Here is a 22671-nt window from a genome sequence, read left to right as displayed (position 1 = left end):
TTTAAATGAGTAAAATTATTGGTATTGACTTAGGAACTACAAACTCAGCAGTCGCAGTATTAGAAGGCGGCGAACCAAAAATCATTCCAAATCCAGAAGGCAACCGCACCACTCCTTCTGTTGTGGCATTTAAAAATGGCGAACGCCAAGTCGGGGAAGTGGCAAAGCGCCAGTCGATCACGAACCCGAATACCATCCAATCTGTTAAACGTTTAATGGGAACACAACAAAAAGTTACAGCTGAAGGTAAAGAATATACGCCGCAGGAAGTTTCTGCAATGATTCTTCAATACCTTAAAGGCTATGCAGAAGAATATCTTGGCGAAAAAGTAACTAGAGCGGTTATCACGGTTCCAGCTTATTTTAATGATGCAGAGCGCCAAGCGACAAAAGACGCTGGCCGTATTGCCGGACTTGAAGTGGAACGCATCATCAACGAGCCGACTGCAGCAGCACTTGCATATGGCTTGGACAAAATGGAAAAAGACGAAACTATCCTTGTTTATGACCTTGGCGGCGGTACTTTCGACGTTTCGATCCTTGAACTTGGCGATGGCGTATTCGAAGTGAAATCAACTGCCGGCGACAACCGTCTAGGCGGGGATGACTTTGATAAAGTGATTATTGACTACTTGGTACAAGAGTTTAAAAAAGAAAATGGCATCGATTTGTCAAAAGACAAAATGGCGACTCAGCGCTTGAAAGATGCTGCTGAAAAAGCGAAAAAAGATTTGTCTGGTGTGTCATCAACTCAAATCTCGCTTCCATTCATCACTGCTGGCGAAGCTGGCCCGCTTCACTTGGAAGTAACAATGTCTCGTGCGAAGTTTGACGAATTGACAAATTCATTAGTTGAACGGACAATGGGACCGACTCGCCAAGCATTGAAAGACGCAGGCATTTCGGCTTCAGAACTAGACCGCGTAATTCTTGTCGGCGGATCGACTCGTATCCCGGCAGTACAAGAAGCGGTTAAACGCGAAACTGGCAAAGACCCGCATCGCGGCGTTAACCCGGATGAAGTTGTAGCAATGGGTGCTGCTGTTCAAGGCGGCGTGTTGACTGGTGATGTCAAAGACGTTGTTCTTCTTGACGTAACGCCATTGTCACTTGGTATTGAAACAATGGGCGGAGTGTTCACTAAGTTGATTGAACGCAACACGACAATCCCGACTTCAAAATCACAAACATTCTCGACTGCTGCTGACAACCAGCCGGCTGTTGATATCCATGTTCTTCAAGGGGAGCGCCCAATGGCTGCAGCCAACAAAACACTTGGCCGTTTCCAATTGACGGATATCCCGCCAGCACCACGCGGCATTCCACAAATCGAAGTAACCTTTGATATCGATAAAAACGGTATCGTTAGCGTAAAAGCGAAAGATTTGGGAACTCAAAAAGAACAAACGATTACAATTCAGTCCAACACTTCGTTGTCTGATGAAGAAATCGAGCGCATGATTAAAGAAGCGGAAGAAAACGCAGAAGCGGATGCAAAAGTAAAAGAAGAAGTAGACCTTCGCAATGAAGCGGACCAAGCGGTCTTCCAAACTGATAAAACGATCAAAGATCTTGGTGAAGTAGTTACCGAGGACGAAAAGCAACAAGCTGAAGCAGCTCGCGATGAATTGAAAACTGCTCTTGAAGGCAGCAGCATCGATGACATCCGCGAGAAAAAAGACAAGTTGAACGAAATTCTTCAAGGGTTGGCAATGAAAGCTTATGAGCAAGCGGCAGCTGCCCAGCAAGGCGAGCAAGCAGGCGCTAATCCCGGAGACGACATTGTCGACGCTGAATTCGAAGAAGTAAACGACGATAAAGATAAGTAAGGCCTGGAAAAGTCAAAGCAAAGCAAATGCTTTGGCTTTTTCAATGTCTTTGCAAGCCCATTCCAAACCGTGTACAATTACAGTTGATTGCAAGAGGAGAGTGACGTCATGAACAAAAGAGATTATTACGAAGTGCTGGGAGTCTCAAAGACTGCTACGCAAGAAGAAATCAAAAAAGCATACCGGACGCTATCAAAAAAATTCCATCCGGATATCAATAAAGATGACAACGCGTCAGAAAAATTCCAAGAAGTAAAAGAAGCCTATGAAGTATTGAGCGATGACCAAAAGCGGGCGCAATATGACCAATTTGGCCATCAAGATCCAAACCAAGGCTTCGGCGGTTTTGGCGGCGGAGCTGACGGCTTCGGTTTTGAAGACATTTTCAGCACGTTCTTTGGCGGCGGCACAAGACGCCGTGACCCGAATGCGCCACGAAAAGGCGACGATCTTCAATACTCTATGAATATCGAGTTCATGGACGCTGTTTTCGGCAAGGAAACTACAATTGAAATCCCTAAAGATGAAACTTGTGGAACTTGTGACGGTTCAGGCGCGAAGCCTGGGACGAAAAAGAAATCGTGTCCACATTGTGAAGGTTCTGGTCAATTGAATGTTACACAAGACACGCCGTTTGGCCGTATGGTCAATCGCAGAGCGTGCCATCACTGTTCAGGAACAGGCCAGATTATCGAAGAAAAATGCCCGACTTGCTCAGGGGATGGAAAAGTTCGCAAAGTCAAAAAAATCAAAGTCAGCGTTCCGGCCGGTGTGGATGATGGCCAACAATTGCGCGTTAGCGGCCAAGGAGCACCAGGTGTAAACGGTGGTCCTGCAGGTGATTTATATGTTGTCTTCCGTGTAAGGCCACATAAAGAATTCGAACGTGACGGAGATGACATCTACCTGGAATTGCCGATTACGTTTGCTCAAGCTGCGCTAGGCGATGAAATTGAAGTTCCGACTGTATCAGGCAAAGTGAAATTGAAGATTCCTGCAGGCACTCAAAGTGGAGCGAAATTCCGCTTGAAAGGGAAGGGAATCAAAAATGTTCACGGTTATGGCACTGGTGATCAACACATTATTATCCGCGTGAAGACACCAACAAAGTTGAACGAAAAGCAAAAGCAGTTGCTGCGTGAGTTTGCAGAAATCAGCGGCGATATTCCGGAAGAACAAAGCAGTTCATTGTTCGACAAAATCAAACGAACCATCAAAGGCGATTAAGAAATAATTTTCATTTCTCTGTTGAACAAAATAACTCCAGAATAAAAGAAGGGCAGAAGAAACCGCGCCAATACTTTTCCACGTCTCGAAGCTAATAAAGCGATTTATTGGAAGATGAAAGTTTTTCGCGGCCTTCTGCTCTTTCTTTTATAGATTTTCAAGAAGGATGGAGAAAAACAGCGGCGAGCCCAAACCACGGAGCGAATGCAGTAATTTGCGGATGATCTATGGCTAAAATGATTAGCCCATTTTTCGTAATGATGCATTGAACCAAGTACAAAGGAGCCAAAGACTTATGAAATGGTCAGAACTGTCGATCCACACGACAAACGAAGCAATCGAGTCTGTTTCAAATATCTTGCATGAAGCGGGAGCTAGTGGTGTAGTGATCGAGGACTCGGAAGATTTTGCAAAAGAGCGGGAAGACCGCTTCGGTGAAATTTATTCGCTTGATCCAAGTGATTTTCCTAAAGAAGGAGTCATTTTAAAAGCCTATTTGCCTGTAAATAGTTTTTTAGGGGAAACAGTTGAAGCGATCAAACTAGCCATCAACAATCTAGTGAAATTTGATATCAACCTTGGTGCGAATGTTGTAACAATCAGCGAAGTGAACGAAGAAGAGTGGGCCACTTCCTGGAAGAAATATTACCACCCGGTGAAAATTTCAAAGCGCTTTACAATAGTGCCGACATGGGAAACCTACAACCCGGTTTCAAGCGATGAGTTGATTATCGAATTGGATCCAGGCATGGCTTTCGGAACGGGAACACACCCGACTACAGTTATGAGTTTGCAGGCATTGGAGAAAACTGTCCAACCCAGTCATCAAGTGATAGATGTTGGAACAGGATCTGGTGTTTTAGCTATCGGAGCTGCCATGCTGGGTGCAGAACATGTGCATGCGCTTGATTTGGATGAGGTGGCAGTTCATGCGGCCCAAATCAATGTGAAGCTGAACAAAATGCAATCCAAGATCGCTGTTGTCCAAGGCAATCTTCTCGACACCATAAAAGAACCGGGCGACGTTGTGGTCGCGAATATTTTGGCTGAGATCATCATTTCTTTCACCGATGACGCTTTCCAAGTGGTCAAGCCGGGCGGAATTTACATCACTTCGGGCATTATTATGCCTAAGAAAAACGATGTTAAAGAAGCGCTCGAAGCATCAGGATTCGTTGTGGAAGATGTCATGATGATGGAAGACTGGGTAACAATCATTTCAAAAAAACCAGAATAACGGGGTGCTATGATGCAGCGGTATTTCGTAGAAGGCAAAATTCCCGGCAATAAAATAGTTTCCATAACAGGCGATGATGCGAAGCACATCGCCAAAGTTATGCGCCAATCTGCCGGAGATCAATTGCTTGTGGTCATGGAAAAGAAGGCTTTTCTCGCTGAAATTCGTTCAGCAGAGTTTGATGTTGAAGTAGAACTCAAGGGAGAAATTGAAGCTAAAACTGAAATGCCTAAAAAGGTGACAATTGCATGCGGTCTGCCAAAAGGCGACAAGCTGGAACTAGTCACTCAAAAAGGAACTGAATTGGGAATGTATGCGTTGATGCCGTTTGCGGCGGAACGTTCGATCGTTAAATGGGATTCATCAAAAAACGATAAAAAAATTGCACGGCTTCAAAAAATCGCCAAAGAAGCAGCAGAACAATCGCATCGTACACATATACCAGTCATACATAAAATCCACATGTTCACTCAATTGATGGAAGCGGTCCAATCCTTTGATGCTGTAGTCGTCGCTTATGAAGAAGAAGCGCGCAGAGACGTGCCGACAAGATTTGCCGATATTTTAAAATCATTGTATGATAAAAGCTCAATCCTTCTGGTATTTGGACCTGAAGGCGGCATTTCCGAAAACGAAGTTTCACGTTTAAAAGAAGCTGGAGCATTGTTCACTTCATTAGGTCCCCGTATTTTGCGGGCTGAAACCGCTCCGCTTTATGCGCTATCAGCATTTTCCTATGAATATGAATGAGAGGTGGCCACTTATGTCGACAGTAGCTTTCCATACTTTAGGCTGTAAAGTGAATCATTACGAAACAGAAGCAATCTGGCAACTGTTCAAGGAACAGGGGTATGAGCGCCGTGAGTTTGATCATCATTCCGAGGTTTATGTAATCAATACCTGTACTGTCACCAACACCGGAGATAAGAAAAGCCGGCAAGTTATTCGACGTGCTGTGCGCAGCAATCCGGATGCGGTTATTTGTGTAACCGGTTGCTATGCCCAAACCTCGCCGGCTGAAATCATGGCGATTCCTGGAGTGGATATTGTGGTCGGGACACAGGACCGCACGAAACTGCTTGGCTATATCGAACAATATAAAAAAGAGCGGACTCCTATCAACGCAGTCGGCAATATTATGAAAAACCGTATCTACGAAGAACTGGATGTTCCTGCTTTTACGGACCGGACCCGGGCTTCGTTGAAAATCCAGGAAGGCTGCAACAACTTCTGCACTTTCTGCATTATTCCTTGGGCACGCGGCTTGATGCGTTCGCGCGATCCGAAAGAAGTGGTTCGCCAAGCGCAACAATTGGTGGATGCGGGTTATCTTGAGATCGTCTTGACCGGCATCCATACCGGAGGATACGGCGAGGATTTAAAAGACTATAATCTTGCACAGCTTTTGCGGGATCTGGAAACCCAGGTAACTGGCTTAAAACGCTTGCGGATTTCTTCCATAGAGGCAAGCCAGTTGACAGACGAGGTAATCAATGTTCTGCAAGAATCGAGTATCGTCGTACGCCATTTGCATATCCCGATCCAATCAGGATCGAACACTGTGCTGAAACGGATGCGGCGAAAATACACGATGGAATTTTTTGCAGACAGGCTCGTGCAGTTGCGGAAAGCACTGCCCAATCTAGCCATTACTTCGGACGTTATCATTGGCTTCCCGGGCGAAACGGAAGAAGAATTCATGGAAACGTTTAATTTTATTAACGATCATAAGTTTTCTGAGCTGCATGTTTTTCCTTATTCTCAACGGACTGGCACCCCTGCAGCGCGAATGGATGGACAGATTGATGAAGACATCAAAAATGAGCGGGTTCATCGGCTGATCACATTGAATGATCAACTTGCAAAAGAATACGCTTCCAAGTTTGAAGGAGAGATGCTGGAAATCATTCCGGAAGAACGCCATGACGGCAACCCGGCAATCGAAATGGTGGAAGGCTATGCAGATAATTATTTAAAAGTCGCCATACCTGGTGACGATTCCTTGATTGGCAAAATCGTCAAAGTGAAAATATTAAAAGCAGGGTATCCATATAACACCGGACAATTTGTTCGGGTGATGGAAGAAATGGTTGTTCAATCTTAATAAGATAATAGAATGGAGCTTTTTTACATGACAAACATCGCCTCTTATATCGATCATACATTACTAAAAGCAGAAACAACACACGAACAAATTGCCAAGCTTTGCCAGGAAGCGGATCAGTACGAGTTCGCTTCAGTTTGCGTAAATCCGGCTTGGGTCGAAGCTGCAGCAGCTGAACTTCAAGAAAGCACGGTGAAAGTGTGCACAGTCATCGGTTTTCCGCTAGGAGCCTCAACGTCCCAAACAAAAGCATTTGAAACGGCGGATGCCATTTCGAAAGGCGCAAGCGAAATTGATATGGTTATCAATATCGGAGCATTAAAAAGTGGCAATGGCGAACTGGTTAAAAAAGATATTGAAGCAGTCGTTGAAGCGGCAAAAGGCAAAGCAATCGTAAAAGTTATCATCGAAACAGCTCTTTTGACAGATGAGGAAAAAGTGGAAGCTTCCCGTTTGGCAAAAGAAGCAGGTGCTGACTTTGTTAAAACTTCAACTGGTTTTTCTACTGGAGGAGCAACGATTGAAGATGTAAAGTTAATGCGCGAAACCGTAGGGGCTGACCTTGGGGTTAAAGCTTCGGGTGGCGTCAGAAGTCTAGAAGATGTCCAAGCGATGATCGAAGCAGGGGCCAGCCGCATCGGTGCCAGTTCAGGTGTTCAAATCATGCAGGGCCTAACTTCGAATTCCGATTATTAAGTATTGACCTCTAGTTAATCGTAGGTTATAATTTATGAGTATATAACACTAGTTGTTATTAGTTTCAACGTGTGTTCGGAGGGAGGGAAAAAGAGATGACAAAAACAACTGTTCGTAAAAACGAATCAATTGAAGATGCTCTTCGCCGCTTCAAACGCACTGTTTCTAAATCCGGAACAATGCAAGAGGTAAGAAAGCGTGAGTTTTATGATAAGCCAAGCGTAAAACGCAAATTGAAATCAGAAGCTGCGCGTAAACGTAAATTTTAATTGATTTTACTTTATAATTGATTATTAAAAAATATGAACGATCAGCTAAAACCGGTTGTACGAATTATTCGTGCAGCCGGTTTTTTAATACAGTTAAAGAGTCCGTTCTTTTTTCATTCTAAAAAATCTTCTATAATATAGTAGAAACCTAAAGAAACTTGAAACCATTTGCGTTCTCATTCGTAAATAAGGGGTACAGTAAAACAAGAGGAGGAATTCCTTTGCGCGGCGCCAAGGTTTTTACAGCTTTTTTATTTTTGCTGATGTCGCTTCTTTTATTTTTACCGCTTGTCCACGCCGATACGCCAACCGTTTACGTTATTCCTATCGAGGCTGAAGTCGAAAGAGGCTTGCAGTCATTTATTGAGAGAGGAATTGAAGAAGCTGAAGCTGCCGGGGCTGATACTATCATTTTTGATATTGATACTCCCGGAGGCTTCGTTACTGCCGCTGATGGCATTGCCCGCTTGATGGAGGAAACCGAGCTCGAAAAAATTGCTTTCATCAATCGAGATGCGCTGTCTGCCGGTGCTTTCTTGGCTTTGAACAGCGATGAAATTTACATGCACCCTAAGGGCCGCATGGGCGCTGCACAAGTGATTGACCAAGCCGGTAATGCAGCGACTGATAAAGCAAACAGTGCTTGGCTGACGTCTATGAAAAACGCAGCCGAATCTACTGGGCGAGACCCCCTCTATGCATTGGCAATGGCAGATGCGTCAATATCGGTGCCAGAGCTTCAATTAGGTGAAGGGAAATTGCTTACGTTGAATGCATCGGAAGCTGAACAGGTCGATTATTCCGAAGGCACAGTATCAACCATCGAGGAACTGTTGGCTTTAAAAAATTATGATGATGCAAACCTCATAACGATTAATGAAACTTTTTCCGAAAAGCTTGCCCGCTTTTTGACGAGTCCGATAGTTGTGCCGATCCTGCTGTCGATTGCTTTTCTGGGATTGCTCTTAGAGTTGTTTACACCTGGTATAGGCATACCTGGAATTATTGGACTATCGTCGCTATTGCTGTTTTTCTATGGACATATGGTAGCGGGCTTAGCAGGATACGAAGCCATTGTTTTGCTAATTATCGGGTTTGGCCTTTTGGCGGCAGAGGTTTTTGTGCCGGGAGGAGTACTAGGGTTTTTAGGATTAATGGCAATATTCAGCAGTATCCTTTTGGCGGGAGGAGATTTTCAAACAACTTCCATTGCCATACTAATTGCATTGATCATAGCTACAGCAGGGATGGTGATTTTGTTGAAATTCTTTGGCAAACGGCTTCATTTGTTCAACCGGATCATCTTGATGGATGCGACGGATACCGAAAGCGGTTATGTGTCGAATGTTAACCGAACCGAATTGATCGGCCAAACAGCTGTTACAATGACAGCCCTTCGGCCATCCGGAACCATTAAATTGAACGATGAACGGATTGATGCTGTATCAGAAGGTCGTTTCGTGGATGCAGGAAAAAGCGTTAAGATTATCAAAGTAGAAGGTTCGCGCATTGTTGTACGGGAATTAGACCAAGAAGGAGTGGAATAAGAATGGGACTTGAAACAATAGGATTAGCCGCAGCAATAATTGCTGTAATCGTAGTACTTTCCATATTCTTTACATTTGTTCCAATTACGCTATGGATTTCTGCAATGGCGGCTGGAGTAAGAATCAGTATTTTTACATTGATCGGGATGCGGCTTCGCCGAGTTATTCCGTCGCGGATTGTTAATCCGCTGATCAAAGCTTCAAAGGCGGGCTTGACAGTAACGATCAATCAGCTTGAAAGCCATTACCTTGCTGGTGGTAATGTAGACCGTGTAGTTAATGCATTAATTGCAGCTCATCGGGCAAACATCGATTTGCCGTTTGAACGTGCAGCTGCCATTGATTTAGCAGGCCGAGATGTTTTGGAAGCAGTACAGATGTCTGTTAATCCGAAAGTAATTGAAACGCCATTTATTGCTGGTGTGGCAATGGATGGAATTGAAGTGAAAGCGAAAGCCCGTATTACAGTTCGTGCGAATATCGACCGCCTTGTCGGTGGTGCCGGTGAAGAAACAATTGTTGCGCGTGTCGGCGAAGGGATTGTCTCTACACTCGGTTCGAGCACGAACCACAAGAAAGTGCTTGAAAATCCGGATTTGATTTCCCAAACTGTTCTAGGCAAAGGGCTTGATTCGGGTACTGCGTTTGAAATTCTGTCGATTGATATTGCGGATGTTGACATCGGTAAAAACATTGGTGCCGAACTTCAAACTGAACAAGCCGAAGCTGATAAGAAAATCGCACAGGCAAAAGCGGAAGAACGTCGCGCGATGGCTGTTGCAAGCGAACAAGAAATGAAAGCAAAAGTAGTGGAAATGAGATCGAAGGTAGTAGAAGCGGAAGCGGAAGTGCCGATGGCAATGTCGGAAGCACTTCGCAACGGAAACTTTGGCGTTATGGATTATATCAATTATAGAAATGTCCAAGCGGATACAAGCATGCGTGATTCGATCGCCCGCTCTGGAGCAGACACGTCGGACACTAAATAATCCAGGTTAACTCCAGGAAGGATGGTGGTTCAATGTGGAAGGCTTACTTATAGGATTGATCGTCATGGCTCTTGGTGCTCTTTTCTCTCAGAAAAAGACGGATGAAGAGGCGCCCGGCCAGAAAAACACGCCACAGGCGACCAGACAGCGGACCATAAAACGAGCGGAAGATTACGCCAAGGAAATTTTTGGCGAAATACAAACTCAAACGAAACAACAGCCGGAAAAAACAAGGCAAGTTACGAGAAAAGTACAGGAAACTGTTGCCGACTCCCGATCTTGGGGCCGGGAAGCCAAAAAAGAAATTCCGGTGAATGAAACGGTAGGCAGGTTGACTGCCAATCAAACGCGTACAGCTGTGAGTGCGAAAACTCCTTCTGCAGCTGATGAATTATTTCCTCTCAAGAAAGAGGATTTGAAGAAAAGTATCATTTTAGCGGAGATTTTGATGCCGCCAAAATCGAAACGTTAAGGGAGCAGCCGCCTGGCATATGGAATATGCCAGGCGGCTTTTTTGTTCGTTCCCCCATCCTATCCGGCAACTAAATGTTTTACAGACACAGATAATTAATGATAGAGTGAGAATAGTAACTACTACTCAAATTCAAGGGAGCGTCTACATGACAGAAAATCAACTACTCGAACTGCATGTTAAAGATCCAAATGAAGCTTTGCTGCTTCTTGGTATTTCTGATAATCATATGACTCTCATCGAAGAAGCACTGAATATTCAAATTATCACCCGAGGAGATGTCATCAGATTATCCGGCACAGATGAAGGCAAACAGACGGGCAAACTTCTGATTGAACAATTGCTTAAAGTTATCCGCAAAGGCATCAATATTGATCAGCGGGACATTGTCTCGGCAATCGAAATGGCGAAAGCTGGAACAATTGAATATTTTGCTGAACTATATGAAGAGGAAATTGCAAAAAATGCGAACGGCAAATCAATCCGTGCGAAAACCATTGGGCAGCGCCATTATATCCATGCAGTACGAGGTCGGGATCTGGTTTTCGGAATTGGGCCAGCTGGAACCGGCAAAACATATTTGGCTGTAGTAATGGCAGTACAAGCCCTTAAAAACGGCAATGTTAAGAGGATCATTTTGACGCGTCCAGCAGTTGAAGCAGGAGAAAGCCTTGGGTTTCTGCCTGGCGATTTGAAAGAGAAAGTAGATCCTTATCTCCGCCCCTTGTATGATTCACTTCATGATGTATTGGGATTGGAACAAACCAATCGATTTATTGAAAGAGGGATTATTGAAATTGCTCCGCTCGCTTATATGCGCGGACGCACATTGGATCAGGCATTTGTCATCCTGGACGAAGCGCAAAATACAACAAAAGCTCAGATGAAAATGTTTTTGACCCGTCTTGGCTTTGATTCGAAAATGATTATAACTGGCGATAAAACACAAATTGATTTACCGCGTGGAGCTGAGTCAGGTTTGATAGCCGCTGAAACCATTCTAAAAGGCGTCAAAGGCGTTCATTTCCAGTATTTAGAAAGTGGAGATGTTGTGCGACACCCACTTGTTGCTAAAATCATTCAAGCATACGATAACCAGCCTTCTTAATCGGCTGGTTTTTCGTTTGCATTAGAATTTTAGAAATAGGAAAGAATTTCAAATTTTTTGAAATAGCCCGTGAAATCCCATCCTACTATTGATATGATTGTACTATAAAGAGTGGGGTGGTTTGATGCGCCAGCAGGCAAAAAGCCTTTATGAGAAGGCTGGTTATAAAGTAATATCAATCGGATTAATTTTTTTAATCGGGGTCATGGTGTATGCATTCTTGTATTCTTCGATCAACAATGAAACGTACGATATCCAACTTTTTCAGCTGTCGGATGAAACAATCCGTTCAGCCAAGACGGTTGAAGATCCGATTAAAACGGAATTGGAAAGAAACCGTGTAGCGGCTGAAATCTCTCCGAGCTATCAGTATAGCGATGAACTGGCTGGAAATCAGGCAGCTGTTATCGGCTCTCTTTTTGACTATGTGTTAGAAGTGAAAAACATGGTAAATGTTAAAGGGAAAAAAGCGCCGGATATGGCTTCCATGGTTTCTGCCCTCCGGGAAAATCTTCGTTTAATAGAATCGAGCGGAAACGATTTGAAATTAACCGATGAAACTCTGCAAAATCTTTTATTATTGCCGGAAGAAAGACTTCGTGGCGTACAGAAAATTTTACAAGATACTATTGAAAATAAGCTAAGCGAACCGCTGAGGGAAGAAGCGGTTATGGCCGTGAAAAACAGCATAGAACAAGAAATTCGGGGAAATAAGAGCATACCGACTTCCATTTTGCCGGCGGCTACTGCTATCGCTCGGTTCGCCATCAAGCCGAACGAGATGATTGATGAAGAACTGACAAAAGCCCAGATGGAGCAAGCCAAAGCTAGCGTCGAACCAACCCGTATATTGCAGGGGCAAGTGCTTGTTCAAGAGGGCCAGGTCGTGGATCGGGAAGTATATCGCCAATTGGAACTAGCAGGCTTGACTGAAGAAAAGCAGAACTTTAAACCTTTGATAGGGCTCTTGCTTTTTATCGTGATTGCCATGAGTTTGCTGTCGCTGATTACAGCGCGGTCGATGGCTAAAAAGCCGGATAAAATAACGTCGCTTTTGATACTGGGTTTCGTACTGGCCGTTTCCCTGGCATTGTTGAAATTGATCAGTTTAGTCGGCCCTAATTTTGATGTGAACGTAGCTTTTCTTTTTCCGACTGCATTGGCCGGCATGATTGTCCGCTTGCTGATAGATGAGCGTTACGCAATTTTCGCATCTTTCTTTATCGCAGTAAGTGCCGGAATCATGCTGCAAAGAGATTATGCAGAAATAGTTGAAATGAACATAGTGCTTTATATCTTAATTGGCGGAATCACCGGCATTTATTTGATCGAACGGAATGATCGCCGCGCCTATTTGCTGCAAGCAAGCCTAGTTGTTGCTGCGGTGAATGTTCTATATGTAGGATTTTACCTGCTCATGAGCCAACGCCAGTATAGTTGGACAGAAGTCGGATTTTATATAGGAGCGGCAGTGGCTTCGGGTCTGGCTTCCGGAGCGTTAACAATGGGACTGCTGCCATTTTTTGAATCGGCTTTCCGAAAGTTGTCTACTATGCGGCTGATTGAATTGTCTAATCCCAATCACCCGCTGCTTAAAAAAATCTTAATGGAAACGCCTGGAACGTATCATCATAGTGTCATGGTCGCCAATTTAGCAGATGCATCTTGTGAAGCTATAGGAGCAAATGGTTTACTTGCACGTGTCGGATGTTATTATCATGATATTGGCAAAACGAAAATGCCGCAGTTCTTTATAGAAAATCAGTTGAATATTCCGAATCCACATGATGCTATTCCGCCGGAAACGAGCCGGGATATCATATTGGCTCATAGCAAACAGGGGGCGGATATTTTAAAAAGGCATAAGATGCCGAAAGAAATCGTCGATATTGCCATGCAGCATCACGGCACCAGTTTGCTGAAGTTTTTTTACCACAAGGAAAAAGAGAAAAATCCGGAAGTCAGCGAAGAGCATTACCGCTATATCGGGCCAAAGCCGCAAACAAAGGAAATAGCGGTCATCTGCATTGCTGACAGCATTGAAGCTGCAGTCCGTTCCATGAAAGCACCAACGTCAGAAAAGATAAAAAATTTGGTGGACGCTATTGTAGAGGATAAACTGAAAGATGGGCAATTTGATGAATGCGATATAACGATGAAAGAATTGAAGACCGTGAAAAAGGTGATGTGTGAAACCATGAATGGCACATTCCATACGAGAATCGAGTATCCAAAATAAACAAAGCCAGGAGGAACTGCTATGTTGTCGATAGATTTACTGGATGAAACTGCTACGCTAAAAGAAAATGACCTGCAGTTTGTTGAAAAGGTGCTGCTGCATGCGGCGACGGCAGAGGATATCGGAGACGCCGAAGTTTCTGTATCTTTTGTGACAAACGACATGATTCGCGGCATCAATAAGGAATACCGCGGAAAAAACGAACCGACAGATGTTATTTCTTTTCCTATGGAGGAAATGGGAGAAGGGGAAGTAGAGGTTGTCGGCATGATGGCCCCGCGCATGCTTGGCGATATCATCATATCGATTGACCGCACAAAAGAGCAGGCAGCAGACTATGGACATTCTTTTGAGCGTGAATTGGGCTTTTTGGCTGTCCACGGATTTTTGCACTTGCTTGGCTATGATCATATGAACAAAGAAGACGAGAAAATAATGTTTTCGCGCCAAGAGGAGATTTTATCTTCTTTGGGGATTATGCGTAGCCAGCATGAACGCGAGTAGATTTTTTCGGTCGTTTAAATTTGCGGCGGAAGGAATCAGAGCTGCACTAGCCAAAGAACAAAATGTCCGTTTTCATTTTTTGTCTGCCATCATAGTAGTGCTGGCAGCTTTTTTCACAGGGCTTTCTTATATAGAATGGCTGATAATCATCGGGCTGATAGGCGGAATGATTGCTTTGGAAATGGTCAATTCTGCACTTGAACGGGTGGTGGATCTGGTGACGGGTGATTTTCATCCGCTTGCAAAGCAGGCAAAAGACATAGCGGCCGGTGCAGTTTTGGTTTTTGCTCTGGCTAGTGCTATAATTGGTTTACTAATCTTTATGCCAAAATGGTTTTAATCTTACAGAGGTGATAGATAATGGAGAAACAACAATTGATGGAACAAGCAATCACTGCCCGCAGCAAAGCATACGTGCCTTACTCGAATTTTCCAGTAGGTGCGGCGCTTTTAACAGCTGACGGCAAAGTCTACCAAGGGGTCAATATCGAAAACGCAGGCTATTCCATGACAAACTGTGCAGAACGGACAGCAATGTTCAAAGCCGTTTCGGAAGGGGACCTGAAATTCGCTGCCCTTGCAGTTGCAGCGGATACGGAAGGTCCGGTATCGCCATGTGGTGCTTGCCGCCAAGTACTGGCTGAATTCTGCTCGCCGGAAATGCCGGTTTATCTGACAAATTTAAAAGGGGATGTCCAGGAAACGACGGTTAGTGAACTGCTTCCAGGTGCATTTTCCACGGAGGATTTAAAATATGCAGCAAGAAAATAACGGCTTTAAATCAGGGTTTATTTCCATCATCGGACGCCCGAATGTAGGGAAATCGACTTTCCTGAACCGGGTGGTCGGCCAGAAGATCGCTATCATGAGCGATAAGCCGCAAACGACGCGCAACAAGGTACAAGGTGTGGTAACAACGAACGACAGCCAAATGGTCTTTATCGATACACCAGGAATTAATGAACCACGCCATAAATTGGGTGATTTCATGTTAAAAGTTGCAAAAAACACATTCCGGGAAGTGGATGTTCTTCTATTTGTTGCAAGTGCAGCCGACCGCATCGGCAAACAAGACCGTTTTGTGCTTGAGATGCTTAAAGGCATCGAAGTTCCTGTCTTTTTGGTGCTTAACAAACTCGATCAAGTCCATCCGAACGATCTGCCTAAAATCATCGAATCGTACCGCAATGAGTTTGATTTTAAAGAAGCCATTCCCATCTCGGCGCTTCAAGGCAATAATATTGAGAACTTGCTTGGCAAAATAACGGAATATTTGCCGGAAGGACCGCAATACTATCCAGCCGACCAAGTGACGGATCACCCGGAACGTTTTATCATTTCTGAATTGATCCGCGAAAAGGCGCTGCATTTAACGCGTGAGGAAATTCCGCATTCGATTGCCGTTGTAATCGAGAAAATTGCGCCTGACCAAGAAAGCGAAAACATGATTCGTGTCCAAGCGACCATCATGGTAGAACGGGACTCCCAAAAGGGCATTGTTATCGGCAAAAAAGGCGTATTATTGAAAGAAATCGGCAGCCGTGCGCGAAAAGACATTGAAAACCTTCTTGGCTCCAAAGTCTATTTAGAGCTTTGGGTGAAAGTACAGAAAGACTGGCGCAATAAAGCAGTGCATTTGCGCGATTTCGGTTTCCGAGACGACGAATACTAAGGAGCGGCCCGCATGCAAAATCAATTAGAAGGTATTGTGATCCGTGCACGCCCTTATGGCGAGACGAATAAGATCGTCACCCTTTTTACAAGGGAAGCCGGCAAAATCACGTGCATGGCTAAAGGGGCAAAAAAACCAGCGAGCAGACTAGCTGCAATTACTCAGCCGTTTACACACGGCACTTTTTCAATCTATAAAGGAAAAGGCATGGGGACCATTCAGCACGGCGACCCGCTGGAATCACTCCGGCATATCCGGGAAGACATCATGGCGACTGCTCACGCGAGTTACATCACCGAACTGATCGACCGTTTGACCGAGCAGGATGAACCGCAGCCGGTGGTATATGAAATGCTTTATCAAGCGCTTCATGCCATTGACGAGGGATATGATCCAGAAGCGATCACCTTGTTCGTCGAGTGGAAAATGCTGCCGTATGCCGGGCTGACTCCAACGTTGCACCAATGCGCCAATTGCGGGGCGACAGAAGGCGAATTTGCTTTTTCGTTCCAGGAGCTTGGCTTTTTATGCCATCGCTGTTTCGAAATTGACCGCTATATCATTCGTTTGAGTCCGGCAATGGTAAAAGTAATTCGGACACTCTTTTTCGTTCCGATCGAACGCGTCGGTTCATTGAAACTGAAAAAAGAATCTAAACTGTTGTTGAAACAAATTGTTCGAACCATTTACGAAGAGCAGGCAGGGATTCGCTTGAAATCCAGGAGTTTTCTTGAACAGATTGAGCGAACACCGGAATTTTTTCCGAATAAAGAAGAGCCGCCAAAAGACGAATAAGTCTTTGGCGGCTTTTCTTTTAGCTGGATTGTTTCACTGGAATTGGCGGATATAATAGACAAAAAAAGCAGGTTACAATTAGGCAAACTGCTTTTCCAAGCTATCGAAAAAATTGATAGATAGCTGATCATTGCGCTCCAGGCGGACGCTTTCTTATCAATAGTCAAGTGGTTTTCTTCTTTCTTTTCTTGGGGAATGGAAAGAAATTCGGCTTAGACAGCGGGGCTTTCCGTTCCGGCGCTCGCTTTCCGCGGGCACGGCCTCAGCCGCTTCACTCGCTGTGCTCGCTCCAGGGTCTTCGGCTCGTGCTGGTCCCACAGGAGTCGCCGCCTTCCGCTCCGGTTCCTAAGCCAGTGGGCGCTACAGGCGTCTTTTGCCTGCTGATGCTGCAACTGAGAACTAGGGTGAGAGCCTGACACTTTCCGTAAAAGAAGCTAAACCGGCCTGGACACGGAGACTCCTGTGGGAGCAGTGACGGAGTGAAACGACGGAGCGACTTGAGCGGAAGACCCAGGAGGCAGATATGGCATAAAGGAAGTTTAGGCCGTATCTTGCGACGAAGCTAGCGCCGCGATGCAGGAGCAACGGTTTTTACAGTGTCGAGGAGGCTGAAGCTAAGCCCACGGAAAGCGAAGTGGCCGGGCCGGTTGGATTATATACCTATCTTTTTTAATCATAGAAGTTCTCAACAGAAAAAAAGCAGTTTGCTCAGGGCAAACTGCTTTTTCATTATTAAAATTGTGTATGTTCAGCGATGTATGCCTGCACTTCAGCGATCGGCATACGGACTTGTTCCATCGAATCGCGGTGGCGCACGGTTACTTGGCCATCTTCAACTGAATCGAAATCATAAGTGATGCAGAACGGAGTTCCGATTTCATCTTGTCGTCGGTAGCGTTTTCCGATTGATTGAGATTCATCATAATCGACCATGAAGTGTTTCGCCAGCTGAGCGAATACATCTGTTGCGCCTTCAGCCAATTTTTTAGAAAGTGGCAGAACAGCAGCTTTGTATGGCGCAAGCGCAGGATGCAGCTTTAATACAGTCCGCTTGTCGTCGTTTTCAAGTTCTTCTTCCGTATAAGCATCAACCAAGAAGGCCAGCGTAACACGGTCAGCGCCAAGAGATGGCTCAATGCAATAAGGCACATAACGTTCGTTTGTGATCGGATCGATATAGTTGAAGTCTTCACCTGAATGTTCCATGTGGCGTTTCAAGTCAAAGTCGGTGCGATCCGCAATGCCCCAAAGTTCGCCCCAGCCGAACGGGAATTTATATTCGATATCAGTTGTAGCATTTGAATAATGAGACAATTCATCCTCGTCGTGATCGCGCAGGCGCATGTTGGCTTCAGTCATGTTCAATTCAAGCAGCCAATTTTTGCAGAAGTCGCGCCAGTAAGCGAACCATTCCAAATCCTCGCCCGGTTTGCAGAAAAATTCAAGTTCCATTTGTTCGAATTCACGTGTGCGGAATGTGAAGTTCCCCGGCGTGATTTCGTTGCGGAAGCTTTTGCCGATCTGGGCAATTCCGAAAGGCATTTTTTTGCGCATAGAGCGCTGGACGTTTTTATAGTTTACGAAAATTCCTTGTGCCGTTTCCGGGCGCAGGAAAATTTCGTTCGTAGAAGATTCGGTGACACCTTGGAAAGTTTTGAACATCAAGTTGAATTGGCGAATATCGGTATAATCTTTTGCACCGCATACCGGGCATTTGATGTCGTGTTCTTGGATCAATTCAGCCATGCGTTCAAAAGATAAACCGTCGACGATCATTTCGATGCCTTTTGCATCCAGCGCATCTTCGATCAATTTATCGGCGCGGTGCCGTGTTTTGCAGCTCTTGCAATCGATCATCGGGTCGTTAAAGTTGCCAACGTGGCCTGAAGCTATCCAAGTTTTTGGGTTCATCAAGATGGCAGCATCCAAACCGACATTATGTACGGATTCCTGGACAAACTTTTTCCACCAAGCTTTTTTAACGTTGTTTTTCAATTCGATGCCGAGTGGGCCGTAATCCCACGTGTTTGCCAAGCCCCCGTAGATTTCAGAGCCCGGAAATACAAACCCTCTGTGCTTTGCTAAATTTACTACATCTTCCATTGACATACCATTACCTCCATAAAATAAAAAATCGCACACGTCCCGGACATTATGTCCGAGGACGAGTACGTTATGACCCGCGGTTCCACCTCGATTGGCTGCTGAATGCAGCCCGCTTTGAAAAATAGGACTCCGGATTGCCTGTTCCTGTCTGTGCGGGCTTTCACCATCCCCGCTCGCTTGGAAGCGACAGTTTTTTAAATCCATCATTGTCTGGTATTCATTTCGCTAGTAATTGTATCACGCTAATCTTTTCTTCGCAATATCCCGGTTATTCGTATATAATAATGAACATTGAGTATAACATATTTTGAGGCGGTGAGTCTGATCGAACTCAATAAGAGGCAAGAAGAGATTTTGCAGATTGTCAAAGGCAATGGCCCGATTACAGGAGAGCAAATTGCTGAACGTTTGCATTTAACAAGAGCTACTTTACGGCCCGATTTAGCCATCTTGACCATGGCAGGCTTTTTAGATGCCCGCCCGCGTGTTGGCTATTTTTATTCGGGCAAAAAACCGGGACAAGACATTTCAGAAACGATGAACAACATGAAAGTCGGTGACTTCCAATCGATTCCGGTGGTTGTAAGGGAAGACGTCAGCGTCTATGATGCGATCAGCCAAATGTTTTTGGATGATGTCGGCACTTTATTTGTTGTTGATAAAAAATCATTTTTGACGGGCGTCTTATCCAGGAAAGACCTTCTTCGAACAAGTCTGGGCAATCAGGATTTGTCCACCATTCCAGTACATATCATCATGACCCGAATGCCCAATGTTACGTTTTGCTTTAAGAACGAACCGCTTATACAAGCGGCACACCGTCTGATCAATCAGCAAATCGATGCCTTGCCGGTCGTTATCGAACAGCCGGAAGGGTTGAAAGTCATCGGCAGATTGACGAAAACAAATATTACCCGTGCTTTTTTATCTTTGTCGGAAAGCCACGAATTGTGAGGTGCAAAATATGAATCCACTCCGCTTGTTCATCGTTTCCGATTCAGTAGGGGAAACAGGCGAACTGGTTGCGAAAGCAGCCATCAGCCAATACTTGAATACAGATCAGCATGCTGTACTGAAAAGGTTTCCTTATATCGATTCGGTAGTGCACTTGCAGGAAATCATTAAATTGGCAGCTGCTCAACGGGCCTTCATCGTCTATACACTCGTATCCAAAGAATTGCGGGAATACCTGGTGGCAGAAACAGCAAAATTCCACGTTTCTGCAGTCGATCTAATGGGTCCGCTTCTAGATGCTTTAGGAGAAGAGCTTGGAGCAGTGCCGCTTGAAGAAGCAGGGCTTGTCAGAAAGTTGGATGATGACTATTTTAAAAAAGTCGAGGCTATAGAATTCGCCGTTAAATACGACGATGGACGAGACCCTCGAGGCATATTGATGGCCGACATTGTCCTGGTCGGCATTTCCCGGACTTCGAAAACGCCGCTTTCCCAATATCTTGCGCATAAGCGTTTAAAGGTGGCAAATGTTCCGCTTGTACCGGAAGTAGATCCGCCGGAAGAATTGTTCCGAGTAGATCCAGCTAAATGCTTTGGACTTGTAATCTCTCCTGATAAACTAAACAATATCCGAAAAGAGCGGCTTATTGCACTTGGCTTGAACGACGACGCCAATTATGCAAGGATCGAGCGGATTCACGAAGAAATTGAACATTTTAACAGAGTGGTAGAGAAAATTGGATGTGAAGTGGTGGATGTGACAAACCGGGCAGTAGAAGAAACCGCTAACCTCATCTTAACTAAATACAAAGACAAAGTGTGAAGAGCCACCTGAGAAGGCGGTTTTTCTGTTTGAAGAAAAGCAGGCGGTTGGTCAAAATTGCCTGTCTTTTCGAATGCCGGAATGATTGCTGGAGCTTAACAGGCACTTCAGCTTTTCTTAGTAGATTTTTGTGAAAAAACGTTTTATAATATAGTTTTGTGGCTAAAGCTATATAAGAGCATTTTGAAGGGACATCTTTTTATCGGAAAAATAAAGGGATTTGCTGCTATATCACGAATAATAAATACGTGAAACAAACAAAGATGGTGATAAAGTGTCTAATCGAGTTCCTGAAGAAGTGGTTGAGAAAATTCGCTCCAGTACGGATATTGTTGATATAGTCGGTGAATATGTCCAATTGACCAAGAGAGGCCGAAATTGGTTTGGCCTTTGTCCGTTCCACGGGGAAAGCACGCCATCTTTTTCTGTTACATCCGACAAACAAATATTTCATTGTTTTGGTTGTGGAGCCGGTGGAAATGTTATTACGTTTTTGATGGATATTGAGAATATCAGCTTCCAAGAAGCTTTATCAAACTTGGGAGGGCGCACCGGCATCGAAGTTGAAGTAAATGCACCGGGAGATTCGCCCAATGCCCCTTCCAAAAGCGATCAACAGCTTGTTTCCATGCATGAGTTTGCTGCTGACATGTACCATCATATTTTAATGAACACTGAAGAAGGGCAAGCGGCTCTTGATTATCTGGAAAGCCGCGGATTCACGAAGGAAATCATTGAAAAGAACCGCATTGGATGGTCGCTTCCTGAATGGAACTACATGGCAAAAGCTTTGCAGCGAAAAGGGTTCAGCGACGAAGAATTGACGACCAGCGGCCTTGCCATCAAGCGAGAACAATCAAATGGGTTTTTTGACCGGTTCCGTGGAAGAATTATGTTTCCAATCATGAACGAAAGCGGAAAGGTTATTGCATTCTCTGGCCGTATTCTGGAAAACTCTAAAGAAGAAGCCAAGTATCTGAACAGCCCGGAATCGCCCATCTTCCAAAAAAGCCAAGTGCTGTACAATGTCCACCAAGCCAGAAGCGCCATAAGGAAAAACCGGAAAATCATTTTATTTGAAGGCTTTATGGACGTGATAGCAGCCGGTAAAGCAGGAGTGGACAATGCGCTTGCAACAATGGGAACTTCTTTGACGAATCAGCATATCAAGCAATTAAAACGGTTTGCCCAAGAAATCGTTATTTGCTTTGATGGGGATGATGCAGGATGGGAAGCTGCTAAAAGAGCTGCCATTGCACTTAATGAGGAAAAGTTCAAAGTGGAAGTTGCCGTTCTGCCGGGCAAGATGGATCCTGATGATTTTGTCCGCGAACATGGCAGTGAAGCTTTCAAAGAGCAAATTATCGGCAAGCCGCATGCGTTTATAGCGTTTGCGATGATGCATGCCCGTAGATATAAAAATTTCCAGTACGAGAATGATTTGCTGCAATACATTCAGGAAGTGCTGCAGTTGCTTGCAGGCCGCTCAACTCCGATTGAACGGGATTTGTATATTAAGCAGCTGGCTGGGGAAACCGGCCTTTCTGAAGAAGCCATATTGCAGCATTACCGCAAACTGGAAAATAAATCGATTGAACGAAACCGCCCCGAACAGCCGTTGAAACCAGCCAAGAAAGTTGTTAAACAAGTAACTGCATTGCATCGGGCTGAACGGCTGCTTTTCTCGCATTTGATGGCGGATTCCAGTGTAATGAAGAAAGTGGCTTCTGATCCGACCCAAATTCCGTTTGCCAGTGAAGAATTCCAAGCACTTTACGTCCAATTGCTAGGGTTTTATGAAGAATGGGACAAAGCAGACTTCCATAAATTCCTTGAAACGCTCCAAGATGCGGAACTTCGCAAGTTGGTTATGGAAACCGCATTGGCAGAACGTGATCCGGAACATGCAGAAGAAGAAATCGCGGACTGTTTAAAACACCTGGAAAAACATCGAGTTGAACAGCAAATCACATTAAAAATGCAGCAATCAAAAGAAGCGGAAAAACAACACGATATAAAGCGCGCTTTGCTTCTTGCACAAGAAGCGATCGCTTTACGAAAGACGTTGTAAATAGATTCCGTTTTATAAGGAGGAAGTCG

The 22671-nt window shown here is 44.7% G+C and carries 21 protein-coding genes; 20 read left to right on the top strand and 1 reads right to left on the bottom strand.

The genetic code is table 11. The features are described 5' to 3' along the window. Window positions 1–5: 5 nt before the first annotated feature. From dnaK to recO, 17 genes are all read left to right on the top strand, one after another. On the top strand, window positions 6–1829 hold the full coding sequence (gene dnaK, locus B0H99_RS05925) for a molecular chaperone DnaK (protein WP_106532719.1): 1824 nt from the start codon (window positions 6–8) through the stop codon (window positions 1827–1829). Window positions 1830–1937: 108 nt separating this feature from the next. Continuing rightward, on the top strand, window positions 1938–3056 hold the full coding sequence (dnaJ, locus tag B0H99_RS05920; protein ID WP_106532718.1) for a molecular chaperone DnaJ: 1119 nt from the start codon (window positions 1938–1940) through the stop codon (window positions 3054–3056). Window positions 3057–3351: 295 nt separating this feature from the next. Next, entirely contained in the window at window positions 3352–4293 is a 942-nt protein-coding gene (gene prmA / locus B0H99_RS05915; RefSeq protein WP_106532717.1) for a 50S ribosomal protein L11 methyltransferase, read from the top strand. Window positions 4294–4305: 12 nt separating this feature from the next. Continuing rightward, window positions 4306–5043, top strand: coding sequence for a 16S rRNA (uracil(1498)-N(3))-methyltransferase (locus B0H99_RS05910; RefSeq protein WP_106532716.1), 738 nt, complete (start codon window positions 4306–4308; stop codon window positions 5041–5043). Window positions 5044–5056: 13 nt separating this feature from the next. After that, window positions 5057–6397, top strand: coding sequence for a tRNA (N(6)-L-threonylcarbamoyladenosine(37)-C(2))-methylthiotransferase MtaB (gene mtaB, locus B0H99_RS05905; protein WP_106532715.1), 1341 nt, complete (start codon window positions 5057–5059; stop codon window positions 6395–6397). A 27-nt stretch (window positions 6398–6424) separates the two neighbouring features. Next, the gene (deoC, locus tag B0H99_RS05900; RefSeq protein ID WP_106532714.1) at window positions 6425–7093 is read left to right on the top strand and encodes a deoxyribose-phosphate aldolase; all 669 of its coding nucleotides are present in this window, start codon (window positions 6425–6427) and stop codon (window positions 7091–7093) included. Window positions 7094–7188: 95 nt separating this feature from the next. Further along, complete coding sequence (gene rpsU, locus B0H99_RS05895; RefSeq protein WP_106532713.1) at window positions 7189–7362, top strand: 30S ribosomal protein S21; 174 nt, start codon at window positions 7189–7191, stop codon at window positions 7360–7362. A 221-nt stretch (window positions 7363–7583) separates the two neighbouring features. Beyond that, the gene (locus B0H99_RS05890; RefSeq protein ID WP_106532712.1) at window positions 7584–8909 is read left to right on the top strand and encodes an NfeD family protein; all 1326 of its coding nucleotides are present in this window, start codon (window positions 7584–7586) and stop codon (window positions 8907–8909) included. Between the two features lie 2 nt (window positions 8910–8911). After that, on the top strand, window positions 8912–9898 hold the full coding sequence (gene floA / locus B0H99_RS05885; RefSeq protein ID WP_106532711.1) for a flotillin-like protein FloA: 987 nt from the start codon (window positions 8912–8914) through the stop codon (window positions 9896–9898). Window positions 9899–9932: 34 nt separating this feature from the next. Continuing rightward, window positions 9933–10370 (top strand): hypothetical protein, encoded by a 438-nt coding sequence (locus B0H99_RS05880; protein ID WP_106532710.1) that lies wholly within the window; start codon window positions 9933–9935, stop codon window positions 10368–10370. A gap of 148 nt (window positions 10371–10518) precedes the next feature. After that, complete coding sequence (locus tag B0H99_RS05875; protein ID WP_106532709.1) at window positions 10519–11478, top strand: PhoH family protein; 960 nt, start codon at window positions 10519–10521, stop codon at window positions 11476–11478. A gap of 124 nt (window positions 11479–11602) precedes the next feature. Further along, window positions 11603–13717, top strand: coding sequence for an HD family phosphohydrolase (locus tag B0H99_RS05870; RefSeq protein ID WP_106532708.1), 2115 nt, complete (start codon window positions 11603–11605; stop codon window positions 13715–13717). 21 nt (window positions 13718–13738) lie between these two features. Continuing rightward, complete coding sequence (gene ybeY / locus B0H99_RS05865; protein ID WP_106532707.1) at window positions 13739–14221, top strand: rRNA maturation RNase YbeY; 483 nt, start codon at window positions 13739–13741, stop codon at window positions 14219–14221. Continuing rightward, window positions 14208–14561, top strand: coding sequence for a diacylglycerol kinase family protein (locus B0H99_RS05860; RefSeq protein WP_106532706.1), 354 nt, complete (start codon window positions 14208–14210; stop codon window positions 14559–14561). Before ybeY ends, B0H99_RS05860 begins: the two co-directional genes overlap by 14 nt. Window positions 14562–14581: 20 nt before the next feature. Further along, window positions 14582–14992 (top strand): cytidine deaminase, encoded by a 411-nt coding sequence (locus B0H99_RS05855; RefSeq protein WP_106532705.1) that lies wholly within the window; start codon window positions 14582–14584, stop codon window positions 14990–14992. Beyond that, a complete protein-coding gene (era, locus tag B0H99_RS05850) occupies window positions 14976–15893 on the top strand; it encodes a GTPase Era (RefSeq protein ID WP_106532704.1) in 918 nt (305 codons plus the stop codon). Before B0H99_RS05855 ends, era begins: the two co-directional genes overlap by 17 nt. A 12-nt stretch (window positions 15894–15905) precedes the next feature. Next, complete coding sequence (gene recO / locus B0H99_RS05845; protein ID WP_106532703.1) at window positions 15906–16688, top strand: DNA repair protein RecO; 783 nt, start codon at window positions 15906–15908, stop codon at window positions 16686–16688. Window positions 16689–17420: 732 nt separating this feature from the next. Here the strand turns inward: recO and B0H99_RS05840 are convergent. Then, window positions 17421–18797: a glycine--tRNA ligase gene (locus B0H99_RS05840; protein WP_106532702.1), complete on the bottom strand. Its 1377-nt coding sequence runs from the start codon at window positions 18795–18797 to the stop codon at window positions 17421–17423. A gap of 312 nt (window positions 18798–19109) precedes the next feature. Here B0H99_RS05840 and ccpN point away from each other — a divergent pair, with 312 nt between their 5' ends. The 3 genes from ccpN (at window position 19110) to dnaG (ending at window position 22642) form a co-directional block, all read left to right on the top strand. Next, the gene (gene ccpN, locus B0H99_RS05835) at window positions 19110–19748 is read left to right on the top strand and encodes a transcriptional regulator CcpN (RefSeq protein ID WP_106532701.1); all 639 of its coding nucleotides are present in this window, start codon (window positions 19110–19112) and stop codon (window positions 19746–19748) included. A 10-nt stretch (window positions 19749–19758) separates the two neighbouring features. Next, window positions 19759–20571, top strand: coding sequence for a pyruvate, water dikinase regulatory protein (locus B0H99_RS05830; protein ID WP_106532700.1), 813 nt, complete (start codon window positions 19759–19761; stop codon window positions 20569–20571). 274 nt (window positions 20572–20845) lie between these two features. Further along, the gene (gene dnaG / locus B0H99_RS05825) at window positions 20846–22642 is read left to right on the top strand and encodes a DNA primase (protein ID WP_106532699.1); all 1797 of its coding nucleotides are present in this window, start codon (window positions 20846–20848) and stop codon (window positions 22640–22642) included. Window positions 22643–22671: the final 29 nt, after the last annotated feature.

It is taken from the genome of Planomicrobium soli, from assembly GCF_003014655.1.
Lineage (GTDB): Bacteria > Bacillota > Bacilli > Bacillales_A > Planococcaceae > Planococcus > Planococcus soli_B.
The sequence above is the reverse complement of the archived record's forward strand: the minus strand, read 5'-3'. Positions and strand labels throughout refer to the sequence as shown.